The following is an 18,169-nucleotide window of genomic DNA, read 5'->3' as shown; positions in this document are numbered from 1 at the left end:
ATGAAAAAAATTCTTTCGCTAGTTGTTGCTTCGATAGCTTTTCTGACACTATCAGCTTGTTCATCTGATGAAAAGGGGATGGATAGTCAAAGCCAGTCCAGTACAAGTGTCCAATCGCAGGTTGCAGTTGGCCAGGAGGCACCGGACTTCACTCTTCAGTCGATGGATGGAAAAACTGTCAAGCTTTCTGATTACCGTGGAAAAAAAGTCTATCTGAAGTTCTGGGCTTCTTGGTGCGGACCTTGTAAGCGAAGCATGCCAGAATTGGTCGAATTAGCTGGTAAAAAAGATCGTGATTTTGAAATATTGTCTATTGTAGCACCGGGTCTCCAAGGAGAGAAGTCTGTTGAGGACTTCCCAAAATGGTATCAAGAACAAGGATATAAGGATGTGCCCGTTCTATTTGACACGTCTGGTGCAATTTTCCAAGCCTATCAGGTTCGCAGTATTCCAACCGAAATCCTCATTGATAGCCAAGGAAAAATTGGGAAGATTCAATTTGGAGCAATCAGCAACGAAGAAGCAGAAAAGGCCTTTAAGGAAATGAAATAAAATAAAAAAAGAATGGATGTGAAAATCCATTCTTTTCATTTTGTTTCGATTAGGCACTAGCGCCAGAAGTGGCATCGGCATCTCCACCACCGTGACCACCGCCAGTATCTGAAGCACCAGAAGTAGCATCGGCTGTTGCAGCTGCGGGAGCAAAAGGACCACTTCCTCCAACCAAGCGTTGACCAGTTGTTTTTAGATACCAATCTAGCCAAGGTTGGAAGTTGAAGACGATTTCGTTGATACCAGCGTAAGATCCATCAGGATAGTACATTGCTTGGTAGTTGTGGGTATTGATAACACCTGCTGGTGAGCCAGGCACGATTGTACGAACGTACTCTTGATCACCGTTACGAAGAACACCAACTACCCATTCCACGTTCTTCATGCGAGCAGCAGGAAGAGAGTTGTGTAGAGTTGAGAGACGGCCACCTGATTGGGATGGTACACGTTTAGCAAACATAGTGTCTGGATCTTGATGAACGTTGTTATAGTAAAGGAACTGGTTGTTATCATCGGCATAAGTCAACTCGAACGGCATAGCTTTTAAGAACATGTCGATTTGGTTAACTGTCAAGATACCATGGTCAAGTTTGACATAAGTATCGCCAGAAACAGCACCGACAGCGTTTGCAGCTTTTTCTACCCATTCTGGATCGTCAGGGTCAACTTCTGTGATGGTAGTTGCGATTGGGTTCGTGACATCTAAGTCTTCAGGAGCAATTGGTTTAGGTTTTTTCAATTTTGAGACTACCTCAACATATTTAACAAAGTTATCTAAGCAAGATTCAAGGAATTTAACAGTTCCTTCGTTTGTGATGTTGCCTTCATTATCAAAAGCTTCTTTTGCTTTACCAAGAAGGAATTCATTTCCTGGTAAAGTATAAGCATTGACACCTGGAGCATCTAAGATCTTACGCAAATGTACTTGGGCACGAGACGTTCCTTGGTCGTAGTAGGAAGCTCCCACAATCATGACAGGCTTGCTTTCAAATGGGTGAACTTCATAAGAGAGCCATTCAAGGACGCTTTTGAGAGCTGCTGTAATGGTGTGGTTGTGCTCAGGAGTAGCAATGATGACACCATCAGCACGCGTGATGCGGTTGTACAAAAGGCGCAGTTGGAAGGATTCGTCCCATTTTTCATCTTGATTAAAGAGTGGAACTTCATCAATTTCCAAAACTTCTAATTCAAATTTCAGTTTAAATTGTTTTCTGATAAATTCTAGTAATTTACGGTTGTATGATTGGTCTGCATTTGAGCCGACAAGTCCAACAAATTTCATGTGATTCTTTCCCTTCTAGTTCTTACAATTTTTCCCAGTCAAAGTTTTCAGCTTCTTGATGAAGAAGTGCTTGGGCACTTGATAACTTTTCTGTAATTTTAACAAACAAACGGAAGTCATCAAAAAGAGCGTCTAATTTTTGAATGGTTTCGAGGTCAATCAAGTCACCATTTTTATCAAAGGCTTGAAGTGAGTGAGAAAGTAGGAATTCAGAACCTGGCATAACAGAAGCCTTGAGTTCTGGCGAATCCAAAATTTGACGGAGTTGTAGTTGGGCGCGAGATGACCCTAGAGTTCCATAAGAGGCACCTGTAATCATCACTGGTTTACCAAGTAATGGATAGATACCGTAAGACAACCAAGCCAAGGCACTCATAAGTACAGCAGGAATAGAGTGGTCATATTCAGGCGTTCCGATGATAACACCATCAGCAGCTTCGATTTTCGCAGCGATTTCTTTAACGATCTCTGGAACTTGCATATCAGATGGTTTGTTGAAAATAGGAATATCTTTGATTTCAACCAACTCGATTTCTGCTTTATCAGCGAAATGCTTTTGCATGTACTGAAGGAGTTGGCGGTTGGTTGATTTCTTTGAGTTTGTACCAACTAGACCGATAAATTTTAACATAGTAGGTTCCTTTCTGGATTTAGGATAAGATTTCTGGGCTGAGACCAGATGAATAAAAAATTTGATGATTTTCTGTAATAACGAAGGCTTCGATTCCATTTTCTTGCTCGACTTTCTCTAAGATGGAAGTAGGGCTCTCCCCGAATAAACGGGTCGTCCATATTTCACCATCGACTGATTTTGATGAAACAATCGTGAGACTAGCTAGCTGATTGTCGATCGGATAACCTGTGGTGCGGTCAAAAATATGATGATAGACCCTGCCGTCAACTTGCAGTTTTCTTTCATATATCCCTGAGGTCACGACAGACTGATCCTGAATGGACAGAAGAGCTAGGTTGTTTCCCCGTGGCAGACTTGGATTTTGAATGCCAATGCGCCAGCAACGATTATTTTTTTCATTTAGACCAATGGTTAAGATATTTCCACCAAGATTGATGAGGGCAGAAGTAACACCTTGTCCCTGTAAGAACGCAGCGATTTTATCTGCGATATAGCCTTTGGCAAGGGCGCCTAAGTCGATTTTCATGCCTTCCATTGTCAAAAAAACACTGGAGGCAGCTGTATCTAACTCGATACACTCAGGGTCAGTGAATGCCAGCGCTTGCTTGATTTCTTTGGGACTGGGAACTTTCGCATCCGCAAAGCCTATCCGCCAAGTTTGGACCAAGGGACCCAAGGTAATATTGAGATGACTGTCTGGAGCGAGACTATGCTTTTTTCCCAACTCAATCAACTCAAACAAATCAGGATGGACACAAACGGGATGTATACCAGCGGCGTGATTGATTTGCATGAGCTCAGAGCTGTCATCATTCGCACTAAAGCGCTTTTCATACAATCTTAGGAGAGAAAATACCTGGTCTAAAAGACTGTCGGCCTTTTCATGGAGAATCGAAATAGTGATAGTCGATCCCATTAAATGGATGGATCTAGAGTTAAGATCCACTTTTATCACAACCTTCCCTATTAAATTTCTTAATCTTCTCTATTAGTATACCAGAAAGATACCGTTTTCACAATTGTAAATATATAATATTTTCAGAAAAATTGAAATTTTTTGTCTAAAATCAAAGTTATTTGCCAAATTTTAAAATAATTCTGAGCATATATCTTGTAAACGCTAACAGATACATGGTATACTAGTTTGGTAAATTAAATTTAAAGGTGGATTATTCTATGAGTAAAATCGTTGTAGTTGGTGCTAACCACGCTGGTACAGCTTGTATTAATACGATGTTGGATAACTTTGGTCATGAGAATGAAATCGTAGTATTTGACCAAAACTCAAATATTTCATTCCTTGGTTGTGGAATGGCTCTTTGGATCGGGGAACAAATTGATGGCCCAGAAGGTCTCTTCTACTCTGATAAAGAAAAATTGGAAGCAAAAGGTGCTAAAGTTTACATGAACTCACCAGTTCTTTCAATTGACTACGATAACAAAGTTGTGACTGCAGAAGTGGAAGGAAAAGAACACAAAGAGTCTTATGATAAATTGATCTTTGCAACTGGTTCAACTCCAATCTTGCCTCCAATTGAAGGCGTTGAAATCGTTAAGGGTAACCGCGAATTTAAAGCGACTCTTGAAAATGTCCAATTCGTTAAATTGTACCAAAATGCTGAAGAAGTTATTGAAAAACTTGAGGACAAGAGCAAACACCTTGAACGCATTGCCGTTGTTGGTGGTGGTTACATCGGTGTAGAACTTGCCGAAGCCTTCGAGCGTCTTGGAAAAGAAGTGGTGCTTGTTGACATCGTAGATACTGTTTTGAACGGCTACTACGACAAAGACTTCACTCAAATGATGGCGAAGAACTTGGAAGACCACAACATCCGCTTGGCTCTTGGTCAAACAGTTAAAGCAATCCAAGGTGATGGTAAAGTTGAACGCTTGGTAACAGACAAAGAAACATTTGATGTGGACATGGTTGTTCTTGCAGTTGGTTTCCGTCCAAACACAGCGCTTGCTGACGGTAAGATCGAGCTCTTCCGCAACGGTGCCTTCCTTGTAGACAAGAAACAAGAAACGTCTATCCCAGGTGTATACGCTGTTGGTGACTGTGCGACTGTTTATGACAATGCTCGTAAAGACACAAGCTACATCGCTCTTGCATCAAACGCTGTACGTACTGGTATCGTGGGTGCTTACAACGCTTGTGGTCATGAGTTGGAAGGAATCGGTGTGCAAGGATCAAATGGTATCTCTATCTACGGTCTTCACATGGTTTCAACTGGTTTGACTCTTGAAAAAGCCAAAGCTGCTGGCTATAATGCAACTGAAACTGGATTTAACGATCTTCAAAAACCAGAATTTATCAAACATGACAACCACGAAGTTGCCATCAAGATTGTCTTTGACAAAGACAGCCGCGAAATCCTTGGTGCGCAAATGGTGTCTCGTGACTCTGCAATTAGCATGGGAATCCACATGTTCTCACTTGCTATCCAAGAGCATGTAACAATTGACAAGTTGGCCTTGACAGATCTCTTCTTCTTGCCACACTTTAACAAACCATACAACTACATCACTATGGCTGCACTTACAGCTGAAAAATAATCAATGAAAGTCCCGATGAGGGACTTTTTTGTTGCTTGTTTTATCGAGTTTAATGGCCAATACAATACAGAACAAGGCATATATATTATAAGTTTATCGACTAGTACAATAATTAATAATCATTATAATGAGTCTTAAAATTAGTTCTATTTTAGATTTTTTTGTTATACTAAGATGAAAATAAAATTTTAGAAAGTTGTTATATGAAGAAAAATATTGTTCTTTTCACTTTTCTCCTTCTAAGCGCGATTGGCATGGAATACGAGACGCAAGCTTATACTACTGGCAGTATGTCAGGTACTGGTTATGGAATTGTCGGACTGTCAGCCCTTTTGGCCCTGCTCTATATCATCCCAGCTCTGCTTTTGATTCGCAGCTTGGGTAAAAAATGGCAGACGCCTGCACTTAGCCTTGGGATTGCTCTGCTAGGTGGGCTATTCATTTCTGGATGGACGTCTGGCTTAGCCAATACTTATATCCACGAGTGGGTTATTACGAGCTTTCCAAATACAGTGATTAGTTATCTGGAGAATGCCTTCGCAGCTCCGCTGGTTGAAGAGCCGCTTAAGCTTTTGGCAGTTGCTTTCGCTGTCTATCTAGTGCCAGTCAAAAAACTTAAAGGCTTTTTACTATTGGGAATTACAGCTGGCATAGGTTTTCAGATTAGTGAGGACTTTTCTTATATCCTTTCCGACCTTCCTGAAGGATTTTCCTTCACTATCTCTGGTATCTTAGGCCGTATCACTGGTGGGGTAGCTTCTCACTGGCTCTACACTGCTTTGACCACTACCGGCCTAGCCCTGATGTTCCGATTTGCCAAGACGCAAAAGGCCTACTTTAAAGCTGGACTATTTTATTTCTTGTCAGCTTTTGTTCTCCACTTCTTCTGGAACTCTCCATTGACTTCTATTGAAACGGATATCCCAGTTATCGTTCCCATCATGACTGCTGTGGCTGTCTTCATTTTCTACCAAGCTTATCGAACAGCTGGCAAGATTGATCAGGAAGAGTTGTCAATCTAAATGCGAAACGACCTCAAGGTCGTTTTTTTGATGTCCAAACTGCATTTTGGGCATTCTTTTACATCTGAAAAAGTTGATATTAAAAGTTTTACATTCAAAAGTAAAATGTTCATGGCTATCGCCTTGTTTCTGGCCTATATTTTGTGCTAAAATGTTGCTATAAGGACTTTGGGAGAGAAATGATGATTAAACAAAAAGAACAAATTTCTGATACGAAAAAAGAATTTAATTTTATATCCAGCTCTATTATTTCCCAAGTGTTCAGGGGGATTCTGGTAGGCATTTTTGCTGGACTAGTAGTGGGAGCATTTCGTTTTTTGATTGAGAAAAGTTTTCACTTGATTCAGGCGGCTTATGTGAGGGGCAGGAGTGAGTGGTTTTGGCTAGTAGCCTTGCTTTTCTTGTATGCTTTTATTGTCTTTGTAAATGCTAGATTGGTAGCTACAGACAAGGATATAAAGGGTTCAGGGATTCCACAAGTTGAGGCCGAGTTGAAAGGCTTGATGTCACTTTCTTGGTGGAGCATTCTCTGGAAAAAATTCTTAGTTGGTATTTTAGCGATTTCCAGTGGCTTGATGCTGGGACGTGAGGGACCGAGTATTCAGCTAGGAGCGATGAGTGGAAAAGGCATATCTAAGTGGTTGAACTTGAGTCCGGTAGAGGAGCGGACCTTGATTGCTAGTGGTGCAGCTGCGGGCTTGGCTGCGGCTTTTAATGCGCCAATTGCAGGTTTGCTCTTTGTTGTTGAGGAAGTGTACCATCATTTTTCCCGCTTCTTTTGGGTTTCAACCTTGGCCGCAAGTTTAGTGGCAAATTTTATTTCGCTGTCTATATTTGGCCTGACTCCCGTTCTGGATATGCCGGATAATATTCCTTTCATGGGGCTGAATCAGTACTGGATCTATATCTTGATGGGCCTGTTTTTAGGATTGGCTGGCTTTCTCTATGAAAAAGCGGTCCTTAATATTCATCTGGTCTATGAAACCCTGGGAAAAATATTTAGGCTACCGAAAAACTATTATCCGATTTTTGCCTTTGTTTTAATCATTCCGATTGGCTATTTTCTGCCTCATTTACTGGGCGGTGGGAACCAGCTGATTTTGTCTTTGACGAGTGCTCATTACACAGTTGGAAGCTTGATTTTCTTTTTCATACTCCGTTTTGTATGGAGCATGATTAGTTATGGCAGCGGACTTCCTGGTGGTATTTTTCTGCCCATTCTGGCTTTGGGTTCTTTACTAGGCGCAGCAATTGGAGCCCTTTGTGTGGAGGCTGGCTTTATCACGCAGGAACAATTTCCAATCTTTATCATCTTGGGAATGAGTGGGTATTTTGGTGCTATTTCCAAAGCTCCGCTAACAGCTATGATTCTCGTCACGGAGATGGTGGGAGATATTCGAAACCTCATGCCACTGGGCTTGGTCACTCTGATGGCTTATATTGCTATGGATCTGCTGAAGGGAGCGCCTGTCTATGAAGCCATGCTTGAAAAAATGCTGCCAGATCGGATTGAAGATGACGGAGAGACAACCTTGATTGAAATTCCTGTTTCAGAAAAGATCGCAGGTCGGCAGGTGCATGAGTTGGAGCTACCGCATGGTGTTTTAATCACGATGAATATCCATAAGGGCAAGACTCAGACGGTCAACGGAGCCAGTCGTCTCTACCTAGGAGATATGATTTATGTAGTCGTTAAGAAGTCAGAAATTGGCAAAATTAAGGATATCTTGCTTTGAAATGCTCATTTTATACTCAGAAAGGAAAGTTTCATTATAATTATCTGACAATTTATTGAAATATGAGAAATAAATTGTTATAATTTATATGAATTCGCCCCTTTTAGGGAAAATAAAGGAGTCAAGATGAAAAAACTTGGAATTGTCTTATTGTCAACAGCTATTTTACTGACTGGCTGTGCTGCTAATCAAAAATCGAATACAAGTGCCAGCAGTTCGGAAGCTAAAACAAGTCTATCGGCCTCTGACCAGAAAGCTTTGGATAAGGCAACAGCAGAGTATAAAGCTTTTGTACAGAAAGAAATTGATCAATTATTGACGGATACGGAGAAATTCAGAGATACGCTCAAAGAAGGAAAGCTTGATGAAGCCAAGAAAATGTATCCGCTAATTCGCATGAGCTACGAGCGTTCAGAGCCGATTGCCGAAAGTTTCGGAGAGTCTGATGTGAAAATTGACTTCCGCTTAGCTGACTATGTGGATGAAAATAAGACCGAAGAAGGCTGGTCAGGCTTCCACCGGATTGAAAAAATTCTGTGGGAAAGTAATACAACGACTGGTACAGAGAAATATGCAGACCAGTTGGTCAATGACATCAAAGAATTAAAGGCTAAAATCGCAACTGTTGAGGTTACACCAGACATTATGCTGACTGGTGCAGTTGACCTCCTTAACGAAGTGGCGACCAGCAAGATTACCGGTGAAGAAGAAATCTTCTCCCATACGGATTTGTATGACTTCCGTGCCAATATCCAAGGGGCAGAAAAGATTTTCGAACTCTTTAAACCTTTGATTGAGAAGAAAAATGAAAAACTGGTAAAAAGTATAGAAACTGAATTCAAGAATGTTAATAGTTTGCTAGACAAGCACATGACGGATTCTAAGAATTATAAACTTTATACCGAATTGAGCAAGGAAGATACCAAAGAGCTAGGAGAAGCTGTCACAAAACTGGGCGAGCCTCTCTCTCAAATGGGTATCATCCTAGATGGGAAGTAAGAACATGACCAAGGACGAAAAATGGTTTAATAAAAAAATGGATCGTCGGGAATTTCTTAAAAAAGCAGGGATTGGAGGCGCAGGCTTAGCACTGGGTGTCTCCAGTGCATCTGCTTTTTTCGCTAATCAAGCGAAGGAAGACAAAAAATTAGCTGACGGTGAGGAAGAAATCAGTTTTTACGGTGAGCATCAAGCAGGCATCACGACAGCTATGCAGAAGAATATCTATTTTGTCATTCTGGACTTGCATACGACGGATAAAGAGACCATTATCCAGATGTTCAAGGACTGGACAGTTTACAGTGAAAAGTTGGTCAATGGAGAGCTAGTCAAAAAAGATGGCTCTAATGCCCTCTTGCCACCTACGGATACTGGAGAAACGGTCGGCCTCAACCCTTATCGACTGACCTTGACTTTTGGCGTTTCTGCCTCTTTCCTGAAAAAAATGGGCTTGGAGAATAAAAAGCCCAAGGAATTTCGCGACTTGCCTCCTTTCCCCAAGGAACAACTAAAAGAGAAATATACTGGCGGTGATATTGTCATTCAAGCTTGCGCAGATGACGAGCAGGTGGCTTTTCATGCCGTTCGCAATCTGGTTCGTAAAGCACGAAATGCTGTCACCATGAAATGGAGTCAGGCTGGCTTTGCTGCCATTGGCGATCGTATGTCTACTCCCCGAAATCTATTCGGGTTTAAAGATGGCACGGCCAATGTCACCAAGGAGAAAGATTTTGACAAGGTAGTTTGGTGTGACAGCAAGGACTGGATGAAGGGTGGCTCTTATATGGCTGTCCGCCGAATCCAGATGTTTCTTGAGACTTGGGATCGGACCAATTTGCAAGAGCAGGAAAATACCTTTGGTCGTTATAAGGAGAGCGGAGCGCCCTTTGGTAAGAAGAATGAATTTGACGAGGTAGACTTGGACTTGCTTCCAGTTGATGCACATGTACGGCTGGCCAAAGAAGTCGACAAGCCTCTCTATCGTCGTTCCTATTCTTATTCGGATGGGATCGATGAAACAACCGGTCAATTTGATACAGGTCTCCTTTTTATCTCTTTCCAAAAGGATCCCGATAGCTTTATCAAGGTGCAGACCAATCTTGGAGCACAGGATAAGATGAATGAATATGTCACCCATGTAGGCAGTGGCTTGTTTGCTTGTTTCGGCGGTGTCAAAAAAGGAGAATATCTTGGTCAGAAATTATTTGAATAAGATCTTGTTTTTACTTTTGGCGCTCTTGCTCCTAGCTCAGCCTGTATCAGCTGAAGATTCTTATAGCAGTCTCTTTATCAAGATTACGGATGCTAGCACCGCCGTTCAAAAAGGCGATCAAGCTAGTGCCAAAGAATTACTGGAAGAAATCCAGACTGAATTTGCGGCTTTAAGCAACCATGACTCAGCTGCAGGGAAAGAAGTCAGCAAGGCATTGACTATCTCAGGCGATGTAACAGAGGACAAGCTGACTAAGGTTTCAGCTGCTCTTTTAGCTTTTGAAAAGGAGCAGAATCCCGTTGATCTTGAGGCGGAAAAAACCAAGTTAGTCAATAAACTGGAATCAAAGTTTCAAGCTCTTCAGGCAGCGATTGAGAGCAAGGATCTTGAAAAGATTCGTGAAGCCTATAAAAAAATGAATTCGACTTGGACTGCCAATGAAGGAGTGGTGCGAGATCATAGCACGGCTCATTATGGTAAGGTGGAGACGGCCATTTCCTTTTTACGGAGTGCCATCGAGACAGAGCCAACGGATTTTGAAGCCATTCAAACTTCCTATGATGACCTGAGAGCAGCGATTGATAGCTTTGTCAAGGGAGAAGAAGCAACAGCTAGCAGTGAAAATCTTACGCTGGCAGATGGTATTGGTCTGCTGAAAAAGGCTCTGCTTGCTTTCCAAAAAGGGGACGAAAAGCAGGGCAAGGCTGCGATGAAGAAATTTATCACGATTTGGCCAAGTGTTGAAGGAGATGTCAGCACGAAAAATCCTTCCCTCTATACCAAAGTAGAGAGCCAATCACCTGTCATCATGGTGAAGGGCAAGGATAAGGAGTATCAAGACCAGCTCACGTCCTTAATCAGTGAGCTAGAACAGATTGACACCAGCGGGTCTTATACTTTCTTTGATGCCATGCTGATTTTGTTGCGCGAGGGCGTTGAGGCTCTCTTGATTGTGATGGCACTTGTCACGACGCTTAAGACCTCCAAGATGAAAAAAGGCCTCAAATGGGTTTATACTGGTGCTGGTTTGGGTGTACTAGCCAGTGCGGTCATTGCTATTTTGCTGCAAACTCTTTTTCCAGCCGTTGCCTCTGGCTCTAATCGTGAAATCATTGAGGGGGCAGTGGGGATTTTTGCGGTTGTCATGATGATTTTGGTCGGTATTTGGCTCCACAGCAAGTCCTCTGTCAAGAAGTGGAATGACTTCATGGAAAGTCAGATGCAGGCAGTGACAGCCAGTGGTAGTTTTATTTCCATGTTTGCCCTGAGCTTTCTCGCTGTTTTCCGTGAAGGAGCAGAAACCATCTTGTTCTACGCAGGAATTTTACCGCGCATTACTGCTTTAGATTTCTTTTTAGGACTGGGACTTGCTATTTTGGTTTTAGTCTTGCTCGCAATTCTAATGACCAAGGCCAGCAGTTTGATTCGGCCTCATCGGATTTTCTTTGGTCTGACTTGGCTGATTTATGCCTTGGCCTTTAAGATGTTAGGTGTCAGCATTCATGCCCTGCAGTTAACAGCCATTTTTCCTAGTCACTTGCTGTCTCATCTTCCAACCATTGATTGGTTGGGAATTTATCCGAGCTTAGAAGTAGTACTAAGTCAAGCAATTTTTCTTGTCGTTGTCCTTTATGTGACCTTTAGAAATCGGCAAAAGGAGCGAGCAGATGCCTAGTAAGGAACAGACAATAGTTGAGCATTTGACGGAATTTAGATGGCGTTTTATAGCTGTTTTAATCTGGTTCGCTTTGATTTTTCTGGCCAGTCTGCTTTTTGCAGCGGATATTTACAAATGGCTGACCGCTTCCTTTGAGCAGAAGCTGATTGTATTGGGACCAGACGACATACTTTGGATTTATATTAGCCTGGCTAGTCTTGTGGCTTTCTCACTGACGCTCCCTTTTATGGTCTATCAGATTTGGGAATTTATCCGACCTGCTCTTAGAAATAGTGAAGCAAAGGCGATTTTTGCTTACATACCAGCTACATTTTTCAGCTTTATCTTGGGCTTAGCCTTTGGTTTTTACTTTGTCAGTCCTGCTATTTTGCAAGTTTTACTTTCTTTAGGTGATGGATTGTTTGCCGTTCAGATGACAGCGCAGAACTACCTGTCCTTTCTGTTTCACACGACCATTCCGATTGCTTGCTTGTTTGAATTGCCTGTCATTGTGGCCTTTCTGACATCAATCGGTTTGCTCAAACCGCAATTTTTGATAAAATATAGACGCTATGCCTATTTCGTTTTATTAGTATTAGCAGTAATCTTGACGCCGGCTGATTTCATCAGCGACTTGTCAATGACAGTGCCGCTGATTTTGCTGTATGAAGTCAGTATCCTACTGAGTAAAATGATTGAGAAAAGGAGAACATCGTAATGGGAATTTTAAAAGACATCGGGCTACCAGGGCTTATCGTTATCGTCCTAGGTGCCTTACTGATTTTTGGACCAAAACGTCTGCCAGAGCTAGGGCAGTCGATTGGAAAAATGTTTTCAGAGTTTAAAAAGGCAGTCAATGGAGGAGCAGAGGACTCCAACTCAGAAAAAGATAAGAAAGAATAAAACACGGGCGACCGTGTTTTTCTCAATTTCCGAACTTTATCAATAATACACTTGAAATATTTTACAAAAACTGTACCTTGTGATATACTTTTCCTGGAAACGTCTGGATAGATGTAGCGATGCTGAAGAGCATAGGTAGGTCATTTTTAAGTATTGATAAGGAGTTTTCCATGCTCAATGATTTTCAGGTTTTTGACTATGAAGATATTCAACTAATTCCAGCGAAATGTATTGTGAAAAGTCGTTCAGAGGCTGACACTAGCGTGAAATTTGGTAAACATACGTTTCGGATGCCAGTCGTTCCGTCCAATATGCAGACGATTATTGACGAATCTGTCGCTGAGGAGCTTGCTCGAGGAGGCTATTTCTACATTATGCACCGTTTCGATGAGGAAGGGCGCAAACCATTCGTCAAGCGAATGCATGAGCAAGGCCTGATTGCATCGATCTCCGTCGGTGTGAAAGACTATGAGTATGACTTCGTTAGTAGCCTTAAAGGTGATGCACCTGAATACATTACCATTGATATTGCGCATGGGCACTCAGACAGCGTGATTCGAATGATTCAGCACATCAAGAAAGAACTACCAGAGACCTTTGTCATTGCTGGAAATGTTGGAACTCCAGAAGCTGTGCGGGAGCTGGAAAATGCTGGCGCAGATGCGACCAAAGTCGGCATTGGCCCAGGCAAGGTTTGTATTACCAAAGTCAAGACAGGTTTTGGTACAGGCGGCTGGCAATTGTCTGCTCTTCGTTGGTGTTCAAAGGTTGCCCGCAAGCCTATTATCGCGGATGGAGGGATTCGGACGCATGGTGATATTGCCAAATCGATCCGCTTTGGAGCCAGCATGGTCATGATTGGTTCGCTCTTTGCAGGCCACATTGAAAGCCCAGGTGAAACCATCGAGGTAGACGGCGATAAGTTTAAAGAATACTATGGTTCTGCCTCCGAGTATCAAAAAGGTGCTTATAAAAATGTCGAAGGCAAGAAGATTTTGCTGCCGGCCAAGGGACACTTGCAAGATACATTAACTGAAATGGAGCAGGATTTGCAGAGCTCCATTTCCTATGCTGGCGGTCGTGATTTGCATAGCTTGACTCGTGTGGATTATGTCATCGTTAAAAATTCCATCTGGAATGGCGATGCTCATTAATGAAATAGAATAACTTATTTATCTTGCTAATGATTGGGGCAAGGTCTCTACAAGATGCCAAACATCTAACAATAAGTGAGTCTAATGACTTTCTGGTACTTTCAGTGTCAGGCTATTTGTCATTAAAAGAAAGGACTTGCTTATCGTGGCAGGTCCTTTCATCATTGAACCAAGATATGTTAAGAGGAGATACATGAAAACATTAGAAGAAAGAATTTTGAGGGATGGCAACGTTTTAGGAGAAAATATTCTCAAAGTTGACTCTTTCCTGACTCATCAGGTCGATTTTTCGCTTATGAAAGAAATCGGGCAAGTATTTGCTGAGCATTTCAGGAATGCAGGCATTACAAAAGTTGTGACGATTGAGGCTTCAGGGATTGTACCGGCTGTCTACACGGCAGAAGCTTTGGGTGTTCCAATGATTTTTGCTAAAAAGTCTAAGAACATCACTATGACTGAAGGGATTTTAACGGCGGAAGTATATTCCTTTACCAAGCAGGTCACTTCGACTGTCTCCATCGCTGGCAAGTTTTTGGAGTCAAGTGACAAGGTCCTGGTCGTTGATGATTTTTTGGCAAATGGTCAGGCAGCCAAGGGCTTGATTAAAATCATTGAAGAAGCAGGCGCTGAGGTGGCAGCCGTTGGAATTGTGATTGAGAAATCCTTCCAAGATGGTCGAAGCTTGCTAGAGGCTCAAGGACAAACAGTTCTTTCTTTGGCTCGAATTGACAGATTTGAAAATGGAAAAGTTGTATTTAGAGAGGCAGATCTATAAGATGAATTATAATGAAGAAAAACATTCACAGGCAGCCATTTTAGGTTTGCAGCATTTGTTGGCTATGTATTCCGGATCCATTCTGGTTCCAATTATGATTGCTGGGGCTTTGGGATATTCGGCTGAGCAGTTGACTTATCTGATTTCTACTGATATTTTTATGTGTGGTGTTGCCACTCTCTTGCAACTCCAGTTAAATAAATATTTTGGTATCGGTCTGCCAGTCGTGCTGGGCGTGGCCTTTCAATCCGTTGCTCCTCTGATTATCATTGGGCAGAGCCATGGTAGTGGCGCTATGTTTGGTGCCTTGATTGTATCAGGGATTTATGTTGTTCTGATCGCTGGGATTTTCTCAAAAATCGCTAATCTATTTCCTTCAGTTGTTACTGGTTCGGTCATTACGACCATTGGGTTGACCTTGATTCCAGTGGCCATTGGCAATATGGGAAATAATGTAGATAAGCCTACCGCCCAAAGTCTGATTCTAGCAGCTGTGACGGTATTGATAATTCTTTTGATTAACATTTTTACCAAAGGTTTTATCAAATCCATCTCTATTTTGATTGGTTTGATTGTCGGAACGGGCATTGCTGGAGCCATGGGCTTGGTAGATTTAACGCCGGTCGCACAGGCTCCGCTGGTCCATGTGCCAACCCCTTTCTATTTCGGAACACCGAAGTTTGAATTTTCTTCTATCGTGATGATGTGTATCATCGCAACGGTTTCTCTAGTGGAGTCAACGGGTGTATACTTAGCTCTTTCTGACATTACCAAAGATAAAATTGACAGCACCCGCTTGCGAAATGGTTACCGAGCAGAAGGACTTGCGGTGCTGCTGGGTGGTGTCTTCAATACCTTCCCTTACACAGGGTTTTCTCAAAATGTTGGCTTGGTCAAATTATCTGGTATCAAGACGCGGTTGCCGATTTACTATGCGGCTGGTTTCTTGATTCTTCTCGGTCTTCTGCCAAAATTCGGAGCCTTGGCTCAGATTATTCCAAGTCCAGTCCTTGGTGGTGCCATGCTGGTCATGTTTGGTTTTGTGTCCGTGCAGGGGATGCAAATCTTAGCGCGTGTTGACTTTGAGCACAGTGAACATAATTTCCTCATTGCAGCTATTTCTATCTCAGCAGGTGTCGGACTCAATGGTAGCAGCCTTTTCAACAGCCTACCGACCAGCCTTCAGATGTTCTTCTCAAACGGAATTGTCATGGCCAGTCTGATTGCCATTGTCCTAAACGCGATCTTAAATCGCAAAAATAAATAAGAAAGAGAGTGGGACAGAAATCGGTAATTCGTTAGAATTCGATTTCGTCGTCCCACCTCCGCACAGTTGAGTAGGGCTGTAAAAGCTGATGAAATCAGCGTAGTAGAGCCCATTCAACCACTGCGTCTTGCTCGACAATCCAAAGACAATTGAGAGGCTAGGACTTTTGTCCCAGCCTCTTTTTTCTGTCTTTTGCTGAGACATTAGCTATACATCCTGCTTTCTTGTGATTAGTGCCTTTATTTTACGAATAGTAAATAGGAGATAGAGAATCAAAGGAGGATTATAGATGGAAATAGCAAAAATAATTTATCGGCTTCCTTGTCCAGAAAAGCGGCCAATTTACCTGAGATTTCGCGATTTGGAGTGCTTGGCAAAGAAGAGCCAGAAAAAGAAAGGGAGCCAAGATAAGGCTGACAGAAAGAGTGCTTTTTGATATACTATAGAGTATGGAAATCAAGGAGAACTTTTATGAATGAAAGAAATCAGCAGGAAAACGTGGAAATTTTAGTATCTATGTCCGCAGAAACCTGGCAAAATACGAGTGAGAGACGGCGATTAGAGAAAATAATCGAGCCAGTTCCCTCCTTACAACTATTTTTTTGGAGCGTCTTAGTCAGTTTGACCAGTGTCATCAATCCTCTACTAACCAACTTAGCCACCAATTTGCAATCGCAAAATCTATATGCTGGCTGGGCCTTGACTCAGGGAGAGGTTGCCTATGCAAATATTTATGGAACAAGCGGTCTCCTCTACTATTTGCTGAGCTGGTTGGGGAATTTGTTTTTGGGTCAGCTATTGTTTTTACTTTTCCAAGTAGTGGCTTTGATCTTGGCAGGAATATATCTCTTCCAGACAATTTCACAAATAACGGTTAGAAGTGGTCTAGCTCGCCAGATTACAATCCTGTTCTATTTGTTTGTACTGACACTGGGATTTGGTGGAACTTATTCTATTATTTTTGCTCTTCCATTTATCTTTCGGAGTCTGTACCATCTCGTGAAATACTTACAAGGGCGTGTCCGCGATGAGTCTTTTATTCGTTTTGGAATGGTTGGAGCCTTGGCTTTTCTAATCGAGCCAGCTTTTAGTCTGCTTTTTTACTCATTGACGACGCTATTCTTGCTCTTGTACAATATCGCTGATAAGCGAAAAGCGCGTGGTTTTTATCAATTGCTAGCAGTTCTATTAGGTTTTTCTTTGGTCTTTTATCCACTGGGCTACTATACGGTTTTGAATGGTTCCTTTGGTGTGGCGATTAGCCAAGTGACTTATGTTCTAGAGGCTTTTCGTCTTAATGGCAACTATATATTAGATCATTTGCTCTATTATGGCTTACTTTTCCTAGGATTAGGTTTTGCGACAGCGTTGATGACGGCTTTTGCTTTCAAAGAAGAACCAACTGCCGCGCGTGGCATGCGCTTTATTGGTTTGCTAGGTCTTCCTATCAGCTTTGTTGGTGTTCTGGGCCTGCCAGAGAAGGGCGCTTATCAATTGTTGACAACTCTGCCTTTTGCTTTGTTATTACTGGCCTTGTGGCTGGATACAGGTGGAGATAGGGATGGACATGAAAGACGCCACCGCAAGCCTACCAAGACATCTAGCTGGAATCGTTACTTGGGTAAGCAACTCTTTCTACCTTTGCTTGCGATGCTCTATCTCGTAGTTTATCCGTTTGTAAATGAGTATATTCTATCCAATGGAGTTTCAGCAGAGAGAAATCTGGCTGCCCAATATGTCCGTGAAAACAGCACTAGCAAGGATAGCATTTATGCTTGGGACAATACAGCGAGCCTCTATAAAAAAGCGCAGCGTTTATCCGCTGTTTCTCTACTGAGTCCGTCGCTTCATACAGGAACGGAGGAAAATCGCATTCTCTTGCGTAATGCTTTAAACGAAGCGAGTCCAAAGTTTATCTTAGTCAATAAAGATGTGAAACTCTTTTCGGATGTGAAAAAGAAAATTTCTCAAGATTATGAAGAAGTGAACCTAAAACTCAATCACTTCAAGCTTTATCAAATCAAGTGATCAAATCAATATGTTGTGTGTAAAATAAAAAAATAACAATTTTACCACAACATATTGATTTTTTATTTTGGAGTGATATAATGTTTGGTAGATGATTAATTGAGAAGAGGAAGTGTTTGTGATGATTTTAAGAGAAGCAAAATTTGATACAGCGCCCACCATCTACGTTGAGAAGCGAGACGGCCGTAGAGTAGCTTTTGATGTGACTAAGATCTATAAGGCTATGGTACGAGCGGCTCAGGACCTTGGTCCTATGACGCCCATGCTGGAAGCTAAGCTCGAAACCATCACAGACCGTGTTGTGGCAGAAATCAGCAGTCGCTTCGCTAAGTATGCCAAAATCTATGAGATTCAGAACATCGTTGAGCATGAGCTTTTGAATGCCAAGGAA

17 protein-coding genes and 1 riboswitch are annotated in these 18,169 nt (G+C 42.1%); of the genes, 14 read left to right on the top strand and 3 right to left on the bottom strand.

Features of this window, described 5'->3' with window-relative positions; all coding sequences use genetic code 11:
• Positions 1-552: a thiol-disulfide oxidoreductase-associated lipoprotein SdbB gene (gene sdbB, locus RWS39_RS04440; protein ID WP_125381703.1), complete on the top strand. Its 552-nt coding sequence runs from the start codon at positions 1-3 to the stop codon at positions 550-552.
• 49 nt (positions 553-601) lie between these two features.
• On the opposite strand, the gene RWS39_RS04435 is transcribed toward sdbB, so the two are convergent.
• From RWS39_RS04435 to RWS39_RS04425, 3 genes are read right to left on the bottom strand one after another with little or no spacing between them, the layout of a single operon-like run.
• A complete protein-coding gene (locus RWS39_RS04435) occupies positions 602-1,834 on the bottom strand; it encodes an NAD(P)H-dependent oxidoreductase (protein ID WP_314480925.1) in 1,233 nt (410 codons plus the stop codon).
• A 22-nt stretch (positions 1,835-1,856) separates the two neighbouring features.
• Positions 1,857-2,465 (bottom strand): NADPH-dependent FMN reductase, encoded by a 609-nt coding sequence (locus tag RWS39_RS04430; RefSeq protein ID WP_148886670.1) that lies wholly within the window; start codon positions 2,463-2,465, stop codon positions 1,857-1,859.
• A gap of 19 nt (positions 2,466-2,484) precedes the next feature.
• The gene (locus RWS39_RS04425) at positions 2,485-3,414 is read right to left on the bottom strand and encodes an FAD:protein FMN transferase (protein ID WP_314480979.1); all 930 of its coding nucleotides are present in this window, start codon (positions 3,412-3,414) and stop codon (positions 2,485-2,487) included.
• A 230-nt stretch (positions 3,415-3,644) separates the two neighbouring features.
• Between RWS39_RS04425 and nox the strand changes: the two genes are divergently transcribed.
• The 13 genes from nox to RWS39_RS04360 all read left to right on the top strand — a co-directional run.
• Positions 3,645-5,024 carry a H2O-forming NADH oxidase gene (gene nox, locus RWS39_RS04420; protein WP_000036764.1) on the top strand — a complete coding sequence of 460 codons (1,380 nt, stop codon included), beginning with the start codon at positions 3,645-3,647 and terminating at the stop codon, positions 5,022-5,024.
• Between the two features lie 203 nt (positions 5,025-5,227).
• Complete coding sequence (locus tag RWS39_RS04415) at positions 5,228-6,046, top strand: PrsW family intramembrane metalloprotease (RefSeq protein ID WP_314480916.1); 819 nt, start codon at positions 5,228-5,230, stop codon at positions 6,044-6,046.
• Positions 6,047-6,228: 182 nt separating this feature from the next.
• The gene (locus RWS39_RS04410; RefSeq protein ID WP_390896040.1) at positions 6,229-7,782 is read left to right on the top strand and encodes a ClC family H(+)/Cl(-) exchange transporter; all 1,554 of its coding nucleotides are present in this window, start codon (positions 6,229-6,231) and stop codon (positions 7,780-7,782) included.
• 126 nt (positions 7,783-7,908) lie between these two features.
• Positions 7,909-8,781, top strand: coding sequence for an iron uptake system protein EfeO (gene efeO / locus RWS39_RS04405; RefSeq protein WP_268731858.1), 873 nt, complete (start codon positions 7,909-7,911; stop codon positions 8,779-8,781).
• Between the two features lie 4 nt (positions 8,782-8,785).
• Positions 8,786-9,994 (top strand): iron uptake transporter deferrochelatase/peroxidase subunit, encoded by a 1,209-nt coding sequence (efeB, locus tag RWS39_RS04400; RefSeq protein ID WP_314480907.1) that lies wholly within the window; start codon positions 8,786-8,788, stop codon positions 9,992-9,994.
• A complete protein-coding gene (locus RWS39_RS04395; RefSeq protein WP_314480904.1) occupies positions 9,972-11,669 on the top strand; it encodes an FTR1 family iron permease in 1,698 nt (565 codons plus the stop codon). Before efeB ends, RWS39_RS04395 begins: the two co-directional genes overlap by 23 nt.
• Positions 11,662-12,369 (top strand): twin-arginine translocase subunit TatC, encoded by a 708-nt coding sequence (gene tatC / locus RWS39_RS04390; protein WP_314480902.1) that lies wholly within the window; start codon positions 11,662-11,664, stop codon positions 12,367-12,369. The genes RWS39_RS04395 and tatC overlap by 8 nt, the downstream gene beginning before the upstream one ends.
• Positions 12,369-12,554: a twin-arginine translocase TatA/TatE family subunit gene (locus RWS39_RS04385; protein WP_314480899.1), complete on the top strand. Its 186-nt coding sequence runs from the start codon at positions 12,369-12,371 to the stop codon at positions 12,552-12,554. Before tatC ends, RWS39_RS04385 begins: the two co-directional genes overlap by 1 nt.
• Before the next feature lie 170 nt (positions 12,555-12,724).
• Positions 12,725-13,708, top strand: a complete 984-nt coding sequence (guaC, locus tag RWS39_RS04380; protein ID WP_314480896.1) for a GMP reductase — start codon at positions 12,725-12,727, stop codon at positions 13,706-13,708.
• Positions 13,703-13,800, top strand: a riboswitch (purine riboswitch). (Overlaps the previous gene by 6 nt.)
• A 101-nt stretch (positions 13,801-13,901) precedes the next feature.
• The gene (locus RWS39_RS04375) at positions 13,902-14,483 is read left to right on the top strand and encodes a xanthine phosphoribosyltransferase (protein WP_125372975.1); all 582 of its coding nucleotides are present in this window, start codon (positions 13,902-13,904) and stop codon (positions 14,481-14,483) included.
• Position 14,484: 1 nt separating this feature from the next.
• A complete protein-coding gene (locus tag RWS39_RS04370) occupies positions 14,485-15,750 on the top strand; it encodes a nucleobase:cation symporter-2 family protein (RefSeq protein ID WP_314480893.1) in 1,266 nt (421 codons plus the stop codon).
• A gap of 516 nt (positions 15,751-16,266) precedes the next feature.
• Positions 16,267-17,778 carry a heme transporter CcmD gene (locus RWS39_RS04365; RefSeq protein WP_390896039.1) on the top strand — a complete coding sequence of 504 codons (1,512 nt, stop codon included), beginning with the start codon at positions 16,267-16,269 and terminating at the stop codon, positions 17,776-17,778.
• A 121-nt stretch (positions 17,779-17,899) separates the two neighbouring features.
• On the top strand, positions 17,900-18,169 hold a 270-nt coding region (locus RWS39_RS04360), incomplete at its 3' end, for an ATP cone domain-containing protein (RefSeq protein WP_314480888.1).

It is taken from the genome of Streptococcus cristatus, assembly GCF_963529205.1.
Lineage (GTDB): Bacteria > Bacillota > Bacilli > Lactobacillales > Streptococcaceae > Streptococcus > Streptococcus cristatus_O.
The sequence above is the reverse complement of the archived record's forward strand: the minus strand, read 5'-3'. Positions and strand labels throughout refer to the sequence as shown.

Bases quoted from the DNA above. Each gene is read 5' to 3' on its own strand.
- sdbB (WP_125381703.1), top strand. From the start codon at position 1: ATGAAAAAAATTCTTTCGCTAGTTGTTGCTTCGATAGCTTTTCTGACA.
- RWS39_RS04435 (WP_314480925.1), bottom strand. From the start codon at position 1,834: ATGAAATTTGTTGGACTTGTCGGCTCAAATGCAGACCAATCATACAAC.
- RWS39_RS04430 (WP_148886670.1), bottom strand. From the start codon at position 2,465: ATGTTAAAATTTATCGGTCTAGTTGGTACAAACTCAAAGAAATCAACC.
- nox (WP_000036764.1), top strand. From the start codon at position 3,645: ATGAGTAAAATCGTTGTAGTTGGTGCTAACCACGCTGGTACAGCTTGT.
- RWS39_RS04415 (WP_314480916.1), top strand. From the start codon at position 5,228: ATGAAGAAAAATATTGTTCTTTTCACTTTTCTCCTTCTAAGCGCGATT.
- RWS39_RS04410 (WP_390896040.1), top strand. From the start codon at position 6,229: ATGATTAAACAAAAAGAACAAATTTCTGATACGAAAAAAGAATTTAAT.
- efeO (WP_268731858.1), top strand. From the start codon at position 7,909: ATGAAAAAACTTGGAATTGTCTTATTGTCAACAGCTATTTTACTGACT.
- efeB (WP_314480907.1), top strand. From the start codon at position 8,786: ATGACCAAGGACGAAAAATGGTTTAATAAAAAAATGGATCGTCGGGAA.
- tatC (WP_314480902.1), top strand. From the start codon at position 11,662: ATGCCTAGTAAGGAACAGACAATAGTTGAGCATTTGACGGAATTTAGA.
- RWS39_RS04385 (WP_314480899.1), top strand. From the start codon at position 12,369: ATGGGAATTTTAAAAGACATCGGGCTACCAGGGCTTATCGTTATCGTC.
- guaC (WP_314480896.1), top strand. From the start codon at position 12,725: ATGCTCAATGATTTTCAGGTTTTTGACTATGAAGATATTCAACTAATT.
- RWS39_RS04375 (WP_125372975.1), top strand. From the start codon at position 13,902: ATGAAAACATTAGAAGAAAGAATTTTGAGGGATGGCAACGTTTTAGGA.
- RWS39_RS04370 (WP_314480893.1), top strand. From the start codon at position 14,485: ATGAATTATAATGAAGAAAAACATTCACAGGCAGCCATTTTAGGTTTG.
- RWS39_RS04365 (WP_390896039.1), top strand. From the start codon at position 16,267: ATGTCCGCAGAAACCTGGCAAAATACGAGTGAGAGACGGCGATTAGAG.